The organism is Halomonas shengliensis, assembly GCF_900104135.1.
In the GTDB taxonomy this organism is placed as follows: domain Bacteria; phylum Pseudomonadota; class Gammaproteobacteria; order Pseudomonadales; family Halomonadaceae; genus Halomonas; species Halomonas shengliensis.
Window position 1 is genome coordinate 371,433 of the sequence record NZ_FNIV01000002.1, and the last position, 19,208, is coordinate 390,640.

Consider the following 19,208-nt stretch of genomic DNA (forward strand, 5'->3'; position numbering starts at 1 on the left):
CTTCCGGATGCCGCCATGCCGCCCACCACCCCCGCTTCCCGGCTTGTCGACCCGTCGAGCGCGTCACGGCCACTGCACCGCCTGGTCCTGGCCTGGGCCGCCTTCCTGCTGCTGATGCTGGTGATCGACCGGATGGGGCTCGACTTCCGCCTCGCCGACGCCCTCTATGACCTGCAGGGCGATGCCTGGTCGCTGAGGACACACCCGCTGCTGGAGACCTGGCTGCACCGTGGCGGGCGCACCCTCAGCCAGTGGCTGGGGGGCGGCGTGATCCTGCTGCTGCTGGCCAGCCTCCTGCTTCGCCCGCTGCGCCACTGGCGCCGCCCCCTGCGCTACCTTTTCCTGGCGGTGGCCGGGGGCGCGCTCGCCGTCTCCGTCATCAAGCAGCTGGTGCCCATGGAGTGCCCCTGGGACCTGGCCCGCTATGGCGGCGACTGGCCCTTCGTCGGCCTGCTCACCCCGCGCCCCACCGGGATGCCGGACAGCGCCTGCTTCCCCGCCGGCCATGCCAGCGCCGGCTACGCCTGGATCGCCCTCTACTTCTTCCTGCGCCGCGTGCGTCCCCGCCTGCGCTGGCTGGGGCTGGCCACGGGGCTGGGCCTGGGGCTCGCCTTCGGCGTCACGCAGCAGCTGCGCGGTGCCCACTTCCTCTCCCACGACCTCTGGACCCTGATGCTCTGCTGGACGATCAGCTTCGGCCTGGCGCAGCGGCTGCTGCCGCCGGCCACCCAGCCCACCGACACCACTCAACCCGCCCGCGAGGCCACCGCCCATGCCTGAGCTCACTCGCCTCCCCCTGGACAGCCTGCGGCACCTGCGCACACGGCTGCCGGCCCTCTCCCCCCAGGCCCTGACCCTGCTGGCATGCCTCGGCTTCACGCTGCTCTACAACCGGCGCTTCTGGGCGGCGGTGATCGAGGCGGAGCCGCCCGCGGGACTCGGCGACTGGGGCCAGCTTCTGGGTTATGGCGTGGTGATGACCGCCCTGCACCTGGTGGTGTTCCTGCCGCTGGTCGGCCGCCTGACCGTGAAGCCGCTGTTGACCATCCTTGTGCTGGTGGCCGCCTCGGTGAGCTACTTCACCGGCCACTACGGCACCTACTTCGATACCCACATGATCGACAACGTGCTGCAGACCGATACCCGCGAGGCCGGCGAGCTGCTCACCCCGGGGCTGGCGCTCTACCTGCTGCTGTTCGCCCTGCTGCCGGTGGTCGCGGTGTGGGCCTGGCCGCTGCGGCGGCGAGGCTGGCGACGGGCCCTGGCGAGCGGCACGCTCTGGTGGCTGGGCAGCCTGGCGACGCTGGCGGTGGCGCTGCTGCTCTCCTTCCAGAGCCTCTCCTCGCTGATGCGCAACCATCACGAGCTGCGCTACCTGGTGACCCCGGGCAACGCCATCGTCTCCACCGGCCAGGTCATGGCGGCGCCGCCGCCCCTGCCCGAGGAGCGCCTGCCCATCGGCGAGGATGCCCGCCGCCGGCCGAACGCCGACGCCACCCCTCGGCTGCTGGTGCTGGTGGTCGGCGAGACGGTGCGCGCCGCCAACTGGGGCCTTTCCGGCTATGACCGGCAGACCACCCCGCGACTGGCCGAGCGTGATGTCGTCAACTTCCGTGACGTGGCCAGCTGCGGCACCAGCACCGCCGTCTCGCTGCCCTGCCTGTTCTCCCCCCAGGGGCGGGGCGACTACGACGAGCGCTTCACCCGCAGCCACGAGTCGCTGCTGGACGTGCTGCAGCGCGCCGGCTATCGCGTGGAGTGGATCGACAACCAGTCGGGCTGCAAGGGGGTCTGCGACGGCGTGGAGCGGGCCTCCCCCGCCCCCGATGACTACCCCGGGCGGTGCGGGGAGGAGGGCTGCCTCGACGGCGTGCTGGTCGAGGAGCTCGCCCGTCGCCTCGGCGAGATACGCGAGGATACGGTGGTCGTCCTGCATATGCTGGGCAACCATGGTCCCAGCTACTTCCAGCGCTACCCGGAGGCGTTCCGGGCCTTCACCCCCACCTGCGAGACGGCCGACCTGGCCCAGTGCGACCGGCAAGCGATCGTCAACAGCTACGACAACGCCATCCTCTATACCGACAGCGTGCTGGACGGGATCATCGGCGTGCTGGAGGAGAACCGCTCGCTATCCAGCGCCATGCTGTATGTCTCCGACCATGGGGAGTCGCTGGGCGAGAAGGGGATCTACCTGCACGGGCTGCCCTATGCCATCGCCCCCCAGGAGCAGACCCGCGTGCCCCTGGTGTGGTGGGCCTCCGACGGCTTCCTGGGCGGCCAGGGGTTGGATGAGAACTGCCTCGCCGCGCAGCGCGACGCCTCGTTGCGCCATGCCCACCTGTTCCACTCGCTGCTGGGGCTGCTAGGCGTGGAGAGCGAGGTCCGCCAGGATGCCCTGGACCTGACGTCGGGTTGTCGCCTGCCACCGGCCTGAACCCCGGGGAGGGGGCCCCGGGGCGGCGAGGCGACCAGGCTGCCGGGCCTACAGCTCGTGGCCGGTCACCACCCGGCAGATGTCGGCGAAGCTGTGCGCCAGCGGCATGCCCTGGGAGGCACTGTCACCGGCGCCCACCGCCCGGCGGATGTCGGCCGCCGAGACCAGGCCACGGATCCAGTCGCCCCCCTGGTCGTCACGCTCGGTCACCAGCAGGTGCTGGTCGGTCATCGCCTCCAGCGACAGCAGCAGGTCCTCGATGGTCAGCGAGGCCAGCTGCTCCAGCGACATGGCCGCCAGCTTGTGCCAGGGCGTCATGATCATGCCCACGGTGATCTCGCCGCGCGGCAGGTCATGCTGCTGCATCGCCAGGGTGATGCGTCGTCCGCCGATCACCTCGCGCGCCGCCAGCACGCCGATGCAGCGCTGCCGGTCATCGACCACCAGCAGCAGGCGGATGCCGCCATGGCGCATCATCAGGTGCGCCTCGTCGACCCCCATCTCGGGGGGAATGGTGCGCGGGGCGTGCCGCGAGAAGTCGGTGAGCACCTCGAGGGCGGGACTCGCGGCGGTAAGCCGCGGGCGCGGTGGCGTGACCAGCCTCGGCGGCATGGCGAGCTGGGCGAGAGGCTTGGGGGAGAGATTGAGGGTATGCATGGGATGAACTCCTCGTCAGGGTCGTGGGGTGCCTGCGGCACCTCTCACCCTCACGGTTTCAGGGCTCCCTTAAGGCAGGCTTAAGACTCCTGCCGCTATCCTGCGCCTCTCCTTCTCCCCGACGAATCCCTGCCCCCATGAGCGCTTCTCCTTCCCGTCCTGCCACCTCCCGTCATCGCCTCGGCGCTGCCCTGCTGCTGGGGGCCTGCTGGCTCGCCTGCCCGCCGCTGGCCCTGGCCGGCGCCGGCTCACTCGATCTCACCGGCAGCGGCGCCGGCACGCTGTCGGTCGCCCTCTTCGTGCTCGCCTATGCCCTGGTGATGGCCGAGGAGCTGCTGCACATGCGCAAGTCGAAGCCGGTGCTGGTGGCCGCCGGCCTGATCTGGGCGCTGGTGGCCTGGGCCTATACCGGCGCCGGCATGCCCGCGCTTGCCGAGACGGCCTTCCGCGAGACGCTGCTGGAATACAGCGAGCTGCTGCTGTTCCTGCTGGTGGCGATGACCTACATCAACGCCATGGAGGAGCGGCGGGTGTTCGACGCGCTGCGCGCCTGGCTGGTGCGCAAGGGCTTCAGCTACCGCAGCCTGTTCTGGATCACCGGCTTCCTGGCCTTCGGGATCTCGGCGATCGCCAACAACATGACCACCGCCATGCTGATGTGCGCGGTGGTGCTCAAGGTGGCCGAGGGCGACGACCGCTTCATCCGGCTGTGCTGCATCAACACGGTGGTGGCCGCCAACGCGGGCGGTGCCTTCAGCCCCTTCGGCGACATCACCACCCTGATGGTATGGCAGGCGGGCCAGCTGCCCTTCGCGGCCTTCTTCCAGCTGCTGGTCCCCTCGCTGGTCAACTTCCTGGTGCCGGCGCTGCTGATGAACCTCTTCATCCGCAACCGCAAGCCCCCCGGCCTCACCGAGGAGGTCTGGCTCAAGCGAGGCGCCCGGCGCATCATCCTGCTGTTCCTGGTCACCGTGGCGATCTCGGTGCTGTGCCACTCGGTGCTGGGCCTGCCGCCGGCCATGGGCATGATGTTCGGCCTGGGGCTGCTGCAGTTCTTCGGCTACTTCCTGCGCCGCAGCCTGCCGCGCTCGCTGGCGCGCAAGCACACCCGCTATGCTCGGCGCGGCGACTGGAAGAAGCTCGAGCAGCTCGGCAGCGTGGTCCCCTTCGACATCTTCAGCCGCATCGCCCGCGCCGAGTGGGACACCCTGCTGTTCTTCTACGGCGTGGTGATGTGCGTGGGCGGCCTGGGCTTCATGGGCTACCTGGCGCTGCTCTCGCAGAGCCTCTATGGCGGTTGGGACCCGATGTGGGCCAATGTCATGCTGGGGCTCATCTCGGCAGTGGTGGACAACATCCCGGTGATGTTCGCGGTGCTCTCCATGGCGCCGGACATGTCCAGCGGCAACTGGCTGCTGATCACCCTGACCGCCGGCGTCGGCGGCAGCCTGCTGGCCATGGGCTCCGCCGCCGGCGTGGCGCTGATGGGCCAGGCGCGTGGCATCTACACCTTCGCCGGCCACCTGCGCTGAGCCCCGGCCATCGCCCTGGGCTACGCGGCCAGCGTGGCGACCCACCTGCTGATCAATCGCGCCCTGTTCTGAGGCGTCGCCGCGGCGCCACCCGGCCTGAGCCCCTGCCGGGTGCCGCCGTCGCCAGGCTTACGCCATGCGCTTCAATGCGTGGTCGCGCAGCCAGAACTGGTGCGCCAGGCTGGCCGCCACGTGCCCGCCGATCAGCAACCACAGCAGGTTGGCCAGCACCTCGTGGGTCTCCTCGGCGGCCTCCTCCAGCCATTCGATCTCGGCCCCGGGGGCGATCATCGCCATGCCGAAGACCTCCACCCCGTGGCCGCTGCCCAGGGCGGTGAGCAGGCCACTCACCGGGATCAGCAGCATCGCCGCATAGAGCGCCAGATGGCCCAGCCGGGCCGCCCACTGCCAGTGGGCATGGGCCTCCAGCCGGCCGTGGTTCACGCCACGCCACAGCAGCCGGGTCACCAGCAGCCCCAGCAGCAGCACCCCGACGCTCTTGTGCAGCGCCATCGCCTCACGCTCGCTCATGCCGACGAGCTCGGCCAGCCACTCGGTGCCCAGCATCAGGATCAGCAGCGTGGCCATGCTCCAGTGAAGCGCCCGCGAGACGGCGCCGTAACGGTGTTGGGAATCCAGCCAGTTCATGTCGTCATCCTCCTCGGTCGATGGACGACGACCGTTTTACCCCGGCGCGGCTTTCCGCAACCTTAACGCCGCGTTCATGGGGCGTTCATCTTCGCGCGCTTGCTCACCGGTAGAAACGTGACAGCGCCTGCAGGACCTCGCCGGCCACCTCGGGAGAGGGGAGCACCGCCTCGAGCTCGTTCATGCGGTAGTCATAGGCCTCGAAGGCGCCGGTCGGGTGCACGGCGATCTGGTACTCCGGCAGCAGGATGCCATAGCCCATGTAGCTACCGGAGAGCAGCCAGTCTCGACTCCCTGCGGCGGCGAGCAGGTTGTGGCCCAGCGTATAGCGCTCGGCGGCGGCCTCGCAGCCGAGCAGCGTCTCCAGCAGCGTCGGGGCGATATCGGCATGGTGGGTGCGCCCCTCGAGCACGCCGCCAGGGCGTCCGGGCAGATGCATCACCAGCGGCACCTGCACCTGCTCCGGGGTGTAGTTGCTGCCGTGGCCCCAGTAGTTGTGGCCATGCTCGTTGAAGGACTCGCCGTGGTCCGAGGTGATCACCACCGCGGTATCGTCGAGCCGCCCGCGCCGCTCGAGGTCGTCGAGCACCCTCCCGAGCTGCGCATCCACGTAGCGTGCCGCGGTGCGGTAGCGGTTCCAGTAGGGTTCGGGGTCGAAGTCGGGCCCCAGCGCCATGTGGTTGATCTGCTCCCAGTAGGGGGTGAAGCGCGGGAAGTCGGGCGGACTGCTGTAGCCATGGATGGCGTCGTAGAACAGGAAACCGAAGAAGGGCGCGGCGTCGGGCGACTCCGCCGAGGCCTCCATCCAGGCCAGCCAGTCCTCGGTGATCTGGCGGTCACGCTGCCAGGGCTCGCCCCGGACCGGGGTCAGCGAGACATCCTCCAGGCCGGCGAAGACGTTGCGATCGAAGGCGGGGCTCACCAGGGTCGCCGAGGAGAGCACCTGGAAGCGATAGTCGGCGGCCTCGAGCGTCTCCATCAGCACCGGCGGCGTCTGGCCGGCGGTGAAGGCATCCCAGTAGGTGACCGGCAGGCCGTAGAAGAGGCTGAACACCCCCGCCTTGGTGGAGTTGCCGCCGCTGAAATGCGCCTCGGCGCGATACCAGCCGGGGCGCTCGGCATGGCGGCTGAGGTTCGGCATCACCTCGGGGTCGAGCAGGTCATGGCGCGCGGTGTCCAGCACCACCAGCAGCAGGTTGGCCGGGGTGGCAGGCGGCGAGCAGCTCAGCGGCGCCGAGGGGTAGGCCAGGTCGTGGGCCTTGCCCTCGGCCGCCTCCAGCTCCACCCGGTCACGCACCGCCTGGGGGTCGACCCAGCCCCGCTCGACGAAGAAGCGCTTGGCGGTGGCTGGGTAGAAGAGCGGCACATGGCGGGTCATGCCGGTGATGTCGCGGTCGTAGTGGGCGTCGGCCCAGGCATGCCAGCCATGCACCCCGAACAGGGCCAGCACGCCGATGCCCAGCACCGGCAATACCGGCCGCGAGGGTGGACGCCGCCGGAGCCAGGCCCCCAGGGCCCCCTGCAGGCCCAGCATCGCCAGCACGCCGCCGATGGCCAGGCTCCAGGCGAGCCAGGAGAAGCTGAAGACATCGCCGCCGGCGTTGACCAGCAGGTCGAGGATGAAGCCGCTCAGGTGGAAGCGGTACTGGGCGTAGACGAAGGTGTCGAGCAGCAGCACCAGCTGCAGCAGCCCGGCCCACAGGGTGGTGACCAGCCAGAGCCAGGGGGCGCGCAGCAGCGGCGCCAGCAGCAACGGCGGCAGTGCCCCCAGCCACACCAGCAGCGCGATATGGCCGAGGAACACCAGCAGCAGGTAGCCCCACTGCTCGGCGCCCTTGGGGGCCACATGGGGCAGATAGCGCAGGCTGATCAGCCAGGCGAGCAGCAGGTTGGCCAGGGTCCAGGCGCCCAGCCAGCGCCAGCGATGGAGAAGGGTTGCGAGCATGCGAAGGTCACGATCCTGATCGGGCCGACGCGACACCGCGACGGGCAGCCTGTGGGACGATGGAAAGTTGCCGGAAGCGGCGCCGTCACACTCTGGTCATTCCACCTTAAGCAATCCTTAAGGAAGGGGCGACACAGTCGGGTGTTGCTCACAGGACCCGACAAGAGGCGACACCATGACCCGGAGCGCGACGATAGCACTCGATTCCACGCCCGCCACCGAGAACCGCGCCCTCCTGCCGCTGCTGCTTGCTGGCCTGGCGCTGCTGGCGGTGGGCGTGCTGGCCGCCGGCTGGGAGCCCATCGAGCTGCCGCTGGGGCTGGCCGCCCTGGGCCTGGCGGCCCTGGCCCTGCTGCGCCCCGAGCGCTGGCGGCAGAAGGAGGCCCGCGAGAGCCTCGACAGCGTGCTGCTGGCCAGCCTGACCCTCCTCGGCGGCTTCCATGTGATGGGCTGAGCCACGCTTTACAGCCCGCCGGCAGGCGTGGATAGTGAGGCACTGACGACAGGGGCGCCGCGGCACTCGCCGTGGCTGAGACGCACCCTTGGAACCTGACCCGGATCATGCCGGCGTAGGGAGTCGTGCAGCCGCACCCACGCCTGCACACCTCCCACGCCCGGGAGGAACGATGACCACCGCCAGCCGCGGCCCGATCGACCCCGCCGCCCATCTGGCGCGCCTGCGCGAGCGCGCGCCGCTGATTCACAACATCACCAACCTGGTGGCCATGAACCCCATGGCCAACGTGCTGCTGGCCCTCGGTGCCTCGCCGGCCATGGTGCACGCCCGCGAGGAGGCCGCCGAGTTCGCCACCCTCGCCGATGCACTGACGGTGAACATCGGCACCCTCTCCCCGCAGTGGGTCGCGGCCATGGAGGAGGCCGCCGAGGCCGCCCGGCTGGCCGGCAAACCCTGGGTGCTGGACCCGGTGGCCGTGGGGGCCACCGCCTATCGCCGCGCGGCGGGCCAGCGCCTGCTGGAGCGGCGCCCCACGGTGATCCGCGGCAACGCCTCGGAGATCCTCGCCCTGGAGGCCGGCGGCGCCGGCGGGCGCGGCGTGGACAGCAGCGACCCCGTCGAGGCCGCCGAGCAGGCCGCCGTGGCCCTGGCCCGCCGCCTCGACGCCGTGGTGGCGGTGACCGGCGAGGTCGACCGGGTCACCGACGGTCGTCGTCTCGCCCACATCCCGGGGGGCCATGCGCTGATGCCCCGGGTCACCACCCTGGGCTGCGCGCTCACCGGGGTGGTGGCCGCCTTCCTGGTGGGGGCCGAGGATCCCTTCGCCGCCACGGTGGCGGCGCTCGCCTGCTACGGCGAGGCGGGACGCCAGGCCGGCGCGGTGGCCGCCGGCCCCGGCAGCTTCGCCGTGGCCTTCCTTGACGCACTCCACGCCCTCGATAGCCAGCAACTCTCCGACCTGCCGCCCCTGGAGGTGACCGATGCGCCTTGACCTCTCCCTCTACCTGGTCACCGACCCCGCCCTGTGCGCCGGCCACGGCCTGGTGGAGACCGTGGTGGCCGCGGTGCGCGGCGGCGCCAGCGTGGTCCAGCTGCGCGACAAGCACGCCGCGGACGGCGAGCTGATCGACCAGGCACGCAGGCTCAAGGCGGCCCTGGCCGGCAGCGGCGTGCCGCTGATCATCAATGACCGCCTGGCGGTGGCGGTGGAGAGCGGCGCCGACGGCCTGCATATCGGCCAGGACGACGGCGAGGTGGCCGAGGCCCGGGCGGCACTGGGGGAGCAGGCGATCCTGGGTCTCTCGGTGCAGACCCTGGAGCAGCTGGCGCGCATCGATGCCAAGCGCCTCGACTACCTGGGGCTCGGCCCGGTGTTCGCCACCCCCAGCAAGCACGACCACGCCGAGCCGCTGGGCTTTGCGGGGCTGGCCACCCTGGCGGCGGCGAGCCCCCTGCCCGGCGTGGCCATCGGTGGCCTCAAGGCGGAGCACGTGGCGGCGACGCGCCAGGCCGGCGCCCAGGGCCTGGCGGTGATCTCGGCGATCTGCGGTATGCCGGACCCCGAGGCGGCGGCGCGCGCCTTCGGTCCGTGGGGCTGAAGGGGGCTCAGGCGGTGGGGCGTCGCTTGAGCGAGGTGCGTCCCTCGCGATAGGCGATGGCCAGGCCGCTGCCGATGATCAGCGCGCTGCCCACGAACACCCAGAGGTCCGGCATCTCGCCCCAGAACCACCAGCCGAGCACCACCGCCCAGAGCATGGCGGTGTAGTCGAAGGGGGCGGCGATGGCCGCCGGGGCATGGCGGAAGGCCAGGGTGATGAAGGCGGTGGCCCCCACCCCGAACAGCCCCGAGCCGAGGAAGCCCAGCCAGTGCCACGGCAGCGGCGCCTGCCACACCCAGGGCAGCAGCAGCCCGGTGATCACGAAGGGCACCAGGGTCATGTGGAAGATCATGGCCCAGAGATGCTCGGTGGCGCCCCAACGCCGTGCGGTGATCAGCATCAGCGCATAGAAGAGCGCCGCCCCCACCAGCACCAGGGAGCCCGGATGGAAGGCCTCGCCACCGGGGCGTACCACGATCAGCACGCCGACGAAGCCTACCAGCGAGGCGGCCAGCACCGGCCCCTCGATGCGCTCGCCGAGGAGCGGCACCGAGAGCAGGGTCACGAACAGCGGCGCCACGAAGGCGATGGCCGTGGCCTCGGCCAGCGGCAGCAGGGTCAGGCCCAGCACGAAGCAGCCCATGGTGCCGGTGTAGATCAGCCCGCGCAGCAGGTGCACCCCGGGGCGCCGGGTGCGCAGCTTGCGCAGGCCACCGGCAAAGTGGGCCAGCAACGCGATCAGCGGCAGCGACACCAGGGTGCGGAAGAAGATGATCTGAAGCGGCGAGTGCACCTCGCCGAGCCACTTGGAGATGGCGTCGCCGACGGCCAGGCAGAGCACCCCCAGGCACATGAACCCGATCCCCTTGATCGACGCCGACATCCCGCCTCCTCGTGCAGCTCGCCACCAAAAGCGCCACCCCGCCGGCAGGGAGCCAACGGGGTGGGCAGGAGGGTCAGACTAGAAGCTTCGCAGGCGAACGGCAACCGCTACATGCCGGCGCCCACCACCATGCAGTCGATGCCGTCACGAGCCAGGCTGCGGCAGGCGCGGTAGGCCTGGTTCTCGTCGAGGTTGACCAGCCGGGCCCGGAACAGCGGCTGGGGCCCGGGCGCCTCGTGGATGTCGACCCGGGCGTTGGCCAGGTCGCTGGCCAGGCGGTCGGCGGCGCGGCCGGCCAGGCTGCGGGCGTTGTCGGGGTTGCTGAAGGCGCCCACCTGAACGCCCCAGCCACCGCTGCGCCCCAGCGGCTCGAGGCGCTGGGTGGTGCGGCTCGCGGGCTCGTCGGCCTGGGCGATCAGCTCACGGATCGGATCGTTGGCCGAGCCCTGAGCGGTCTCCGGCAGCGCCGAGCTCGCGCGGGGCAACGGCTCGGGGGCCTCGAGGCTGGCCAGCCGGGGCTCGGGCTCCAGGCGTGCGACGACGCGCTCGGCCGGCGCCTGGCGCGCGGCCAGCTGCACCTCGGGCGGCGAGGAGGGCGCCACCGGACGCGCGGCGGGCAGGGTCGGCTCGAGGTTCATGCGCTCGCCGGAGAAGTCCGCCGAGGCGACCCAGTCGCCGCGCCCGAACAGCGAGGCGCGCACGAAGCCGCGATCCAGCAGGTCCGCCATATGGGCATCGCGGGAGGCGGCGGTGAAGCCCCCCATCACCACCGACACCAGACGACGGCCGTCACGCACCGCCGAGGTGGCCACGTTGAAGCCCGAGGCACGGATGAACCCGGTCTTGAGGCCGTCGGCGCCGGGATAGTTGTCGAGCAGGCGGTTGTGGCCGGTGATGGTCTTGCCCTTCCAGGCGAAGCGGGTGCGCGAGAAGTAGTGGTAGTACTGGGGGAAATCCTGCATCAGGCGCAGCGACAGGACGGCCATGTCGCGGGCGGTGGTGGTCTGGCCGGCGTCGGGCAGGCCATGGGGATTGCGGAAGGTGGTGTCGTGCATGCCCAGCTCGCGGGCCTTGGCGGTCATCATGCCGGCGAAGTGGCTCTCGCTGCCGCCCAGGGCCTCCGCCACCACCACCGCCACGTCGTTGGCCGACTTGATGATCAGCGCCTGGATGGCGGTCTCCACCGGGATCGTCGAGCCGGCCTTCACGTAGAGCTTGGAGGCGGGCTTGGAAGCGGCATAGGAGGAGACCGGAAGCGGCTGGTCGAGGCTCATGCTGCGCCCTTCCAGCGCCTCGAACAGCAGGTAGAGGGTCATCATCTTGGTCAGCGAGGCCGGATAGCGGGTCTCCTCGGCGTTGGCGGCGTGGAGGATCTCGCCGCTCTCCACGTCGACGACGATGGCCGCATACTTGGGGTTGGCCTGCGCCGCCGTGGCCAGCAGCACCGCCAGGCTCACCAGCAGCCCGAACGCCAACAGCCGTGAGCGGCCCAGGGCCTGGATCGCGGTCACCATACGCTTGCTCCCTCGAATGTCCCGATAGTGCTGTGCTCGATAACGCTTTTGTTGGGGCGTCTTCCCGCATTATGGCCCGCATAGCGCCGCTGTACAGGGCGTGGCGGCAAAAAATCCACGACTCGCCTGCCCTTCTAGCCCGCCAGGCGCGAGGCCCCCAGCCACACCAGGCGTAGCGCCAGCAGGGTCAGGGCCCACTTGAACAGGGCATCGAAGCGGTGCTCCGAGAGGCGTCGCAGCAGGCGCAGGCCGAGCCAGGTGCCGACGAAGCCCGAGGCGACCATGGCCAGCATTAGCCCCAGCCAGTCACGGAACACGAAACCGGCCATGCCGAACACGAAGGCCTTGGTGAGGTGCTGGGCGCTCATGCAGGCCGAGAAGGTGGCGACCTTGGCCAGGCGGTCGCTCTGCCCCTGCTTGATAAAGGCCGCCACCATGGGCCCGCTGGCGCCCACCAGGCTGGAGAGCAATGTGGTCAGGGCGCCGGCCAGCAGCACCCCGACGCGCCCCAGGGCACGCCGGGGCAGCCCCGGCCCCCAGCAGCTGTAGAGCACGAAGGCGGCGATGCACAGCTCCAGCACCCCGGCGGGCAGGCGCACCAGCAGCCAGCTCGCCGCCAGGGCACCCAGCACCACGCCGGGCAGGAAGGCGGCGATCACCGTGCGGTCGACGTGGCGCCAGGTGAGCACGACCCGCCCCACGTTGGAGCCGGTCTGCACCATGCCGTGCACCGGGATCAGCGCCGCCGCCGGCATCACCTGGGCCAGCGCCATGATCAGCAGCAGGCCACCCCCGACCCCCACCGCCGCGGTGAAGGCGGAGGTGAACACCGAGATCAGGACCAGCAGCAGGTTGATGCCGGCGGAGAGCGGGGAGAGCAGGTCGAGCAGCGTCATCGGGAGGGCCCTGCAGGAGCGAATGGCAGCGCCCTAGGGTAGCGAGGGGTGAGCGAGAAATCTCGCTTCCCCCTGCTCGACCCGAGGCGGCCATACCTCCCGGGTGTTCCACCGCCCGGACACCGGGCCTGTTCTCTCCCCCCGTGGATGGAAGGGGTGACCGGTCCAGGGGCGCTCAGCACTCGATGGCGCTGACCGCGAGCCCGCCCTTGGAGGTCTCCTTGTACTTCTCCTGCATGTCGGCGCCGGTGTCGCGCATGGTGCGGATCACCTTGTCCAGCGAGATGAAGTGCTGGCCGTCGCCACGCAGGGCCATCTGGGCGGCGTTGATGGCCTTCACCGAGGCGATGGCGTTGCGCTCGATGCAGGGTACCTGGACGAGGCCGCCCACCGGGTCGCAGGTCAGCCCCAGGTTGTGCTCCAGGCCGATCTCGGCGGCGTTCTCGACCTGGTCGATGGTGCCGCCCATCACCTCGGTGAGGCCGGCGGCGGCCATGGCGCAGGCCGAGCCCACCTCGCCCTGGCAGCCCACCTCGGCGCCGGAGATGGAGGCGTTCTTCTTGCACAGGATGCCCACGGCGCCGGCGGCCAGCAGGAAGTCCACCACGTCGCGATCGCAGGCCCCCTTCCGGAACTGCATGTAGTAGTGCAGCACCGCCGGGATGATGCCCGCCGCGCCGTTGGTGGGGGCGGTGACCATGCGCCCGCCGGCGGCGTTCTCCTCGTTGACCGCCAGGGCGTAGAGGTTGACCCAGTCCATGGCCGACATGGTGGTGGCGATCAGCGAGTCGTCGTCGCGGCTGTCCAGCAGCCGCAGGTGCAGGGAGCGGGCGCGGCGCCGGACGTTGAGCCCCCCGGGCAGTACCCCCTCGGCCTCGAGCCCCTTCTCCACGCAGGCCTTCATGGCCTGCCAGATCTCGCAGAGTCCCTTGCGGATCTCTTCCTCGCCGCGCCACGCCTTCTCGTTCTCCAGCATCAGCTCGCTGATCCGCAGGCCGCTCTCGCGGCACATGCGCAGCAGGTCATCGGCGGTCTGGAAGTCGTAGGGGATCTCGGTGTGGTCGGTGTCCAGCACCCCGTCGGCGGCCTGGGCCTCATCGATGACGAAGCCGCCCCCCACCGAGTAGTAGGTGTTGCGGTAGAGCTCGCCGGCCTCGCCGTAGGCCAGCAGGCGCATGGCGTTGGGATGGCGCGGCAGACTCTCCTCGAGCAGGCGCATGTCGCGCGCCCAGTCGAAGGCGACCGCATGCCGATTGGCCAGACGCAGCGTGGCCGACGCCTGGAGTTCCTCGATGCGTGGGGCGATGACATCGGGGTCGATGCGGTCGGGGCGCTCGCCCATCAGGCCCATGATCACCGCACGGTCGGTGCCGTGGCCAATGCCGGTGGCGGAGAGCGAGCCGTAGAGTTCGACCTCGAGGCGCGTGACGTGCCCGGTCAGCTCCCTGGCATCGAGCTCGGCGACGAAGTTGCAGGCGGCCTGCATCGGGCCCACGGTGTGGGAACTGGACGGCCCGACGCCGACCTTGAACAGATCGAAGACGCTGATTGGCATGATGCGATGACCTTGTTATTGGATGGATCGATAGGCGCCTGACGGCGCCGCTCGCCCGGCAGAGCCGGCCTCCTACGCGCTACGCGTCCACTGACGCGCCTAACGATCGAAGACCACGGTGCGGTTGGCATGCAGGAAGACGCGGCGCTCCACGTGCAGGGCCACGGCGCGGGCCAGGGTCAGGCACTCGACGTCGCGCCCCTTGGCCACCAGGTCCTCCGGGTAGTCGGCGTGGCTCACCGGCTCCACGCCCTGGGTGATGATCGGCCCCTCGTCCAGGTCGTCGTTGATGTAGTGGGCGGTGGCACCGACCAGCTTGACGCCCTTCTCGTAGGCCTGGTGGTAGGGCCTGGCGCCCTTGAAGCCGGGCAGCAGCGAGTGGTGGATGTTGATGGCGCGGCCGCTGAGCCTCGCGCACATCTCGCTTGAGAGCACCTGCATGTAGCGCGCCAGGATCACCAGCTCGGCGCCGCTCTCCTGCACCACCTGCCACACCTGGGCCTCCTGCTGGGGCTTGGTCTCGGGGGTGATCGGGAAGTGGTGATAGGGAATGCCGTGCCACTCCGCCAGGTCGGAAAGGTCCGGGTGGTTGGAGACGATGGCGCGTATCTCGATGGGCAGCTGGCCGATGCGGTAGCGATACAGCAGGTCGTTGAGGCAGTGATCCGCCTTGGAGACCATGATCACCACCGGCATTCGCGTGCCGGGGGCGGTGAGCTCGAAGGTCATCTCGAACTCGGCGGCACGGGCGGCGAACTCGGCCTGGAAGGCCTCGGCATCGAAGCCCTCGGCCTCCGGCTTGAATTCCGTGCGGATAAAGAAGCGCCCGCTCAGGCGATCGTCGAAGGAGTGCTGCTCGGTGATGTAGCAGCGGCTCTCCTTGAGGAAGCGGGTGACCACGTCCACGGTACCCAGGCGACTCGGGCACTGGGCGGCCAGGATCCAGCGATTGTTGTTGTCCTGCATGGTTGTCTCTCCCGAAAGGGGCCGGCGGATGCCGGCCCTCTCTCTTCTGTCAGGCGACAGCCGTCACCCTTCCACGCCGATGGCGTACTCGGCGCCGGCGTCCAGGATCCAGCGATAGAGGTAGTCGGCGAAGCTTCTGCGCAGCACCAGCTCCCAGCGCTCCTCGGTGGGGCGGCGCAGGATCAGGTTGGCCTTGGCGAACACCGTGGTCACCCCCTTGCCCACCGGGAAGGCCTCCGGGTGGACGTCATAGGGCGTCGACTTCATCAAGAGCTCCCGGGCCTTCTCGCCCGAGAGCTCGATCAGGGTCTGGCCGCCGCTGACGTTGACGATGGCGGTGTGGGCATCGCCCAGCGCCTCGCGCAGGCGCTTCTCCAGGGCGAACTCCTCGCCGCCGGGCACGATCACCAGCCACTCGTCGGGCGAGAGCCACTGGACCGAGCGCTCGCCGCTTTCGTCTCGGGTCAGGGTGTTGGGGCGTCCCGGCAGGCCGAACCCCAGTACCTGGCGCACCGCCTCGTCGAGGACGATGGCGCCGCCGCGCAGGATCAGGTGACCCGCCATGTCGCGCTCACGCAGCACCACGCGGCTCTTCTCGCCGACCGCGGGACGGCCGCTGTGATGGTAGGACCAGGCCAGCGGCGATTCCGCCGGCACCTCGACCTGGGGACGGGCGTCGTAGAGGTTGTACCAGGTGGCGGTTTGCTCAGACATTCTGGCGCTCTCCCTTGGGATCAACAAAGATCGTGCCGACGATTTCCGCGGCGTGGGTCTTGCCGTCGACCATGGGCAGGTAGACGGTCTCGCCCATGCGCTGATGGCCGCCCTTGACCACGGCCAGCGCGAAGCCGCTCTTGAGGGTCGGGCTGTAGTAGCTGGAGGTGACGTGGCCCACCATGGGCATGGGGATAGCGTGATCCGGATCGAAGACGATCTGGGCGCCCTCCTCCAGCACCACCGATGGGTCCTTGGGCCTGAGCCCGACCAGCTGCTTGCGGTCGGTGCGCCGGGTATCGGGGCGCGACAGGGCGCGCTTGCCCACCCAGGAGTTGGGCTTGTCGTAGCCGATGGCCCACTGCATGCCGAGGTCCTCCGGGGTCACCGAGCCATCGGTATCCTGCCCGGCGATGATGAAGCCCTTCTCGGCGCGCAGGACGTGCATCGTCTCGGTGCCGTAGGGCGTCAGGCCGTACTTCTCGCCGTGCTCGAACAGCGTCTTCCAGACATGCATGGCATAGTTGGCCTGAACGTTGATCTCGTAGGCTAGCTCGCCGGTGAAGGAGATGCGGAAGACCCGCGCGGGCACGTCCGCCACCTTGCCCTCGCGCCAGTCCATGAACTTGAAGGCATCACGGTCGAGGTCGATATCGGTGATCTCACCCAGCAGCTTGCGCGCCTCGGGCCCGGTCACCGTCATGGTCGCCCACTGGTCGGTCACCGAGGTGAAGGTGACATCCAGCTCCGGCCACTCGGTCTGGTGCCACAGCTCCAGCCACTCCATCACGCCGGCGGCGCCGCCGGTGGTGGTGGTCATCAGGAAGTGGTTCTCGGCCAGGCAGCTGGTGGTGCCGTCGTCCATCAGCATGCCGTCGTCCTTGCACATCAGCCCGTAGCGGGCGCGGCCGGGCGCCAGCTTGGCCCACTTGTTGGTGTAGATGCGCCCCAGGAACTCGCGGGCATCCGGGCCCTGGATGTCGATCTTGCCCAGCGTCGAGGCATCGAGGATGCCGACCTTCTCGCGCACGGCGAGGCACTCCCGGGCGACCGCCTCGTCCATGCTCTCCTTCTTGCCGTCGACGGTCCTCGGGAAGTACCAAGGGCGCTTCCACTGGCCCACGTCCTCGAATTCGGCGCCGTGCTCCACGTGCCACTGGTGCAGGGCGGTGTAGCGCTCGGGATCGAAGAGGTCACGGCAGTGGCGGCCGACGATGGCACCGAAGGTGACCGGGGTGTAGTTGGGGCGGAACACCGTGGTGCCCACCTCGGGGATCGACTTGCCCAGGCAGCGGGCGGCGATGGCCATGCCGTTGATGTTGCCCAGCTTGCCCTGGTCGGTGCCGAAGCCCATGGCGGTGTAGCGCTTGACGTGCTCGATGGACTCGAAGCCCTCGCGGGTGGCCAGTTCGATGGCCGCCGCGGTGACGTCGTTCTGCAGGTCGACGAACTGCTTGGGAGCGCGCAGGGTGGGCTTCTCGTGGGGTACCTGATAGAGCGCGCAGGCCTGGCCTTCGCGGATGACATCGGCCCGGGGCAGCTCGATGGCATCGGCGGACCGGCCCAGCGCGGTGAGTGCCTCGCGCGCCTTGGCCATGCCGTCGGCAAGGCCACCGGCCAGGTCATGCACGCCACGGGCACTGCCGGCGGCATGCACGCCCTTCACCAGGCTGGGCACGAAGCCGAGGATCTCCTCGTTCCAGGTCGGCCGGGCGCCGGTGTGGGAGGCCAGGTGGATCACCGGGCTGTAGCCGCCGGAGCTGGCGATGGTGTCGCAGGCCAGGGTCTCGGCCTGGCCGGTGACCGTGAATGCCTCGGCATCGATGGTGGCGACGCGGGCACCGCTGACGCGCTTGTCTCCCTTGGCCTCGATCACCGCCGAGCCCTCGATGATGCGGATGCCACGGGCGCGGGCCTGCTCGACCAGCTCGCCGTCCGGGTGGCGGCGTGCATCGACGATGGCCACCACCTCGCGGCCGGCCTCATCCCAGTCCAGGGCGGCGCGGTAGGCGTGGTCATTGCTGACGGAGAGCACCAGCCTGTTGCCCGGCACCACCCCGTAGCGGCGGATATAGGTGGAGACGGCACCAGCCACCAGGTTGCCCGGCACGTCGTTGCCGGCGTAGACCAGCGGCCGCTCGTGGGCGCCGGTGGCCAGCAGCACCTGGCCGGCGCGCACGCGGTGCATGCGCGAGCGGGTAGAACGGACGCCGTCGACCGTCGGCGCGGTCTCGCCGAGGTGCTCGGTGCGCCGCTCGTGCAGGGTCACGAAGTGGTGATCGTGGTAGCCGTTGGCGGTGGTGCGGGGCAGCAGGGTGACGTTGGCGCACTCGGCGAGCTCGGCGACGGCCTGCTCTGCCCACTGGGCTGCGGGACGGTCGTCGAGCAGCTCGCGGCTGTCGAGCAGCGAGCCGCCCAGCTCCTCCTGCTCGTCGCAGAGGATCACTCGGGCACCGGCACGTGCCGCGGTGAGCGCGGCGGCGAGGCCCGCGGGGCCGGCGCCGATCACCAGCAGGTCGCAGTGCTGGTTGAGATGATCGTAACTGTCGGGATCGCGTTCCATGGGACTGCGGCCCAGTCCCGCCCCCTTGCGGATGAACTTCTCGTAGGTCATCCACATGGAGGCCGGTGCCATGAAGGTCTTATAGTAGAAGCCCGGCGGCATGAAGCGCCCGCCCAGCTTGCCCACCAGGCTCATGGCGTCACGCTGGACATTGGGCCAGCCGTTGGTGCTGCGCGCCACCAGGCCATCGAAGAGCGCCTGCTGGGTGGCGCGCACGTTGGGTACCTGGGCCGCCTCGTTGCTGCCCAGCTGGACCAGCGCATTGGGCTCCTCGGCGCCGGCGGCGACGATGCCGCGGGGCCGCGAGTACTTGAAGCTGCGGTTGACGACATCCACCCCGTTGGCCAGCAGTGCCGAGGCCAGGGTATCGCCGGCATGGCCCTGGTAGGTCTTGCCGTTGTAGGTGAAGCTCAGCCGGCGGGCACGATCGATGCGTCCGCCCTCTTTAAGACGATTCGGCTGTTTCAAGGACTGGCTCATGCCTTGACTCCTTCCTGCTGCGCCACCTCTTTCGCTGCGGCGGACTTTTTCTCGGCGGGCTTGCCTTCGGGATACTCGGCGGTGAAGCGCGGCTGCTCGCCCATCCGGTAGGTCTCGAGGATCTCGTAGCTCACGGTGTTGCGGGTGATGTTGAAGAACTTGCGGCAGCCGACGGCGTGCACCCACAGCTCGTGATGGATGCCACGGGGGTTGTCGCGGAAGAACAGGTAGTCGCCCCACTCTTCATCCGAGCAGGCCTCGGGGTCCGCCGGGCGGGCGATATGCGCCTGGCCCTTGGGGTGGAACTCCTCTTCCTCGCGGTGCTCCTCGCAGTAGGGGCAGTAGATGAGAAACATGGTGATGCCT

At 70.0% G+C, this 19,208-nt stretch carries 16 protein-coding genes, 1 pseudogene and 1 riboswitch; of the genes and pseudogenes, 6 read left to right on the forward strand and 11 right to left on the reverse strand.

Features of this window, described 5'->3' with window-relative positions:
• The first annotated feature begins 15 nt into the window (after window positions 1-15).
• Both BLP95_RS04305 and BLP95_RS04310 read left to right on the forward strand, forming a co-directional pair.
• Complete coding sequence (locus BLP95_RS04305; RefSeq protein ID WP_089677188.1) at window positions 16-780, forward strand: phosphatase PAP2 family protein; 765 nt, start codon at window positions 16-18, stop codon at window positions 778-780.
• Window positions 773-2,434, forward strand: coding sequence for a phosphoethanolamine transferase (locus BLP95_RS04310; RefSeq protein WP_089677189.1), 1,662 nt, complete (start codon window positions 773-775; stop codon window positions 2,432-2,434). Before BLP95_RS04305 ends, BLP95_RS04310 begins: the two co-directional genes overlap by 8 nt.
• Before the next feature lie 48 nt (window positions 2,435-2,482).
• On the opposite strand, the gene BLP95_RS04315 is transcribed toward BLP95_RS04310, so the two are convergent.
• Window positions 2,483-3,091 (reverse strand): CBS domain-containing protein, encoded by a 609-nt coding sequence (locus BLP95_RS04315; protein ID WP_089677190.1) that lies wholly within the window; start codon window positions 3,089-3,091, stop codon window positions 2,483-2,485.
• A 137-nt stretch (window positions 3,092-3,228) separates the two neighbouring features.
• Here BLP95_RS04315 and nhaD point away from each other — a divergent pair.
• Window positions 3,229-4,695: pseudogene (gene nhaD / locus BLP95_RS04320) on the forward strand (sodium:proton antiporter NhaD).
• 57 nt (window positions 4,696-4,752) lie between these two features.
• Here nhaD and BLP95_RS04325 read toward each other — a convergent pair.
• On the reverse strand, window positions 4,753-5,271 hold the full coding sequence (locus BLP95_RS04325; protein ID WP_089677191.1) for a cytochrome b: 519 nt from the start codon (window positions 5,269-5,271) through the stop codon (window positions 4,753-4,755).
• A 103-nt stretch (window positions 5,272-5,374) separates the two neighbouring features.
• On the reverse strand, window positions 5,375-7,216 hold the full coding sequence (locus BLP95_RS04330) for a DUF3413 domain-containing protein (RefSeq protein WP_089677192.1): 1,842 nt from the start codon (window positions 7,214-7,216) through the stop codon (window positions 5,375-5,377).
• A 175-nt stretch (window positions 7,217-7,391) separates the two neighbouring features.
• On the opposite strand from BLP95_RS04330, the gene BLP95_RS04335 reads away from it, so the two are divergent.
• The 3 genes from BLP95_RS04335 (at window position 7,392) to thiE (ending at window position 9,271) form a co-directional block, all read left to right on the forward strand.
• Entirely contained in the window at window positions 7,392-7,670 is a 279-nt protein-coding gene (locus BLP95_RS04335; RefSeq protein WP_089677193.1) for a hypothetical protein, read from the forward strand.
• 40 nt (window positions 7,671-7,710) lie between these two features.
• Window positions 7,711-7,809, forward strand: a riboswitch (TPP riboswitch).
• A 33-nt stretch (window positions 7,810-7,842) separates the two neighbouring features.
• Complete coding sequence (gene thiM / locus BLP95_RS04340; protein WP_089677194.1) at window positions 7,843-8,664, forward strand: hydroxyethylthiazole kinase; 822 nt, start codon at window positions 7,843-7,845, stop codon at window positions 8,662-8,664.
• Window positions 8,654-9,271 (forward strand): thiamine phosphate synthase, encoded by a 618-nt coding sequence (gene thiE / locus BLP95_RS04345; protein ID WP_089677195.1) that lies wholly within the window; start codon window positions 8,654-8,656, stop codon window positions 9,269-9,271. Before thiM ends, thiE begins: the two co-directional genes overlap by 11 nt.
• Window positions 9,272-9,278: 7 nt before the next feature.
• Here thiE and BLP95_RS04350 read toward each other — a convergent pair whose 3' ends face one another.
• The 8 genes from BLP95_RS04350 to BLP95_RS04385 all read right to left on the reverse strand — a co-directional run bounded on the left by BLP95_RS04350 (window position 9,279) and on the right by BLP95_RS04385 (window position 19,198).
• Window positions 9,279-10,154, reverse strand: a complete 876-nt coding sequence (locus BLP95_RS04350; protein WP_089677196.1) for a DMT family transporter — start codon at window positions 10,152-10,154, stop codon at window positions 9,279-9,281.
• 107 nt (window positions 10,155-10,261) lie between these two features.
• Window positions 10,262-11,668 (reverse strand): D-alanyl-D-alanine carboxypeptidase, encoded by a 1,407-nt coding sequence (locus BLP95_RS04355; RefSeq protein ID WP_089677197.1) that lies wholly within the window; start codon window positions 11,666-11,668, stop codon window positions 10,262-10,264.
• Window positions 11,669-11,802: 134 nt separating this feature from the next.
• A complete protein-coding gene (locus BLP95_RS04360; RefSeq protein ID WP_089677198.1) occupies window positions 11,803-12,564 on the reverse strand; it encodes a sulfite exporter TauE/SafE family protein in 762 nt (253 codons plus the stop codon).
• 175 nt (window positions 12,565-12,739) lie between these two features.
• Window positions 12,740-14,119, reverse strand: coding sequence for an L-serine ammonia-lyase (locus BLP95_RS04365; RefSeq protein ID WP_089677199.1), 1,380 nt, complete (start codon window positions 14,117-14,119; stop codon window positions 12,740-12,742).
• Between the two features lie 99 nt (window positions 14,120-14,218).
• The gene (purU, locus tag BLP95_RS04370; protein WP_089677200.1) at window positions 14,219-15,085 is read right to left on the reverse strand and encodes a formyltetrahydrofolate deformylase; all 867 of its coding nucleotides are present in this window, start codon (window positions 15,083-15,085) and stop codon (window positions 14,219-14,221) included.
• 63 nt (window positions 15,086-15,148) lie between these two features.
• On the reverse strand, window positions 15,149-15,799 hold the full coding sequence (locus BLP95_RS04375) for a sarcosine oxidase subunit gamma (RefSeq protein WP_089677201.1): 651 nt from the start codon (window positions 15,797-15,799) through the stop codon (window positions 15,149-15,151).
• Window positions 15,792-18,842, reverse strand: a complete 3,051-nt coding sequence (locus tag BLP95_RS04380) for a sarcosine oxidase subunit alpha family protein (RefSeq protein ID WP_089677202.1) — start codon at window positions 18,840-18,842, stop codon at window positions 15,792-15,794. The genes BLP95_RS04375 and BLP95_RS04380 overlap by 8 nt, the downstream gene beginning before the upstream one ends.
• Complete coding sequence (locus BLP95_RS04385; protein WP_089677203.1) at window positions 18,839-19,198, reverse strand: sarcosine oxidase subunit delta; 360 nt, start codon at window positions 19,196-19,198, stop codon at window positions 18,839-18,841. Before BLP95_RS04385 ends, BLP95_RS04380 begins: the two co-directional genes overlap by 4 nt.
• Window positions 19,199-19,208: the final 10 nt, after the last annotated feature.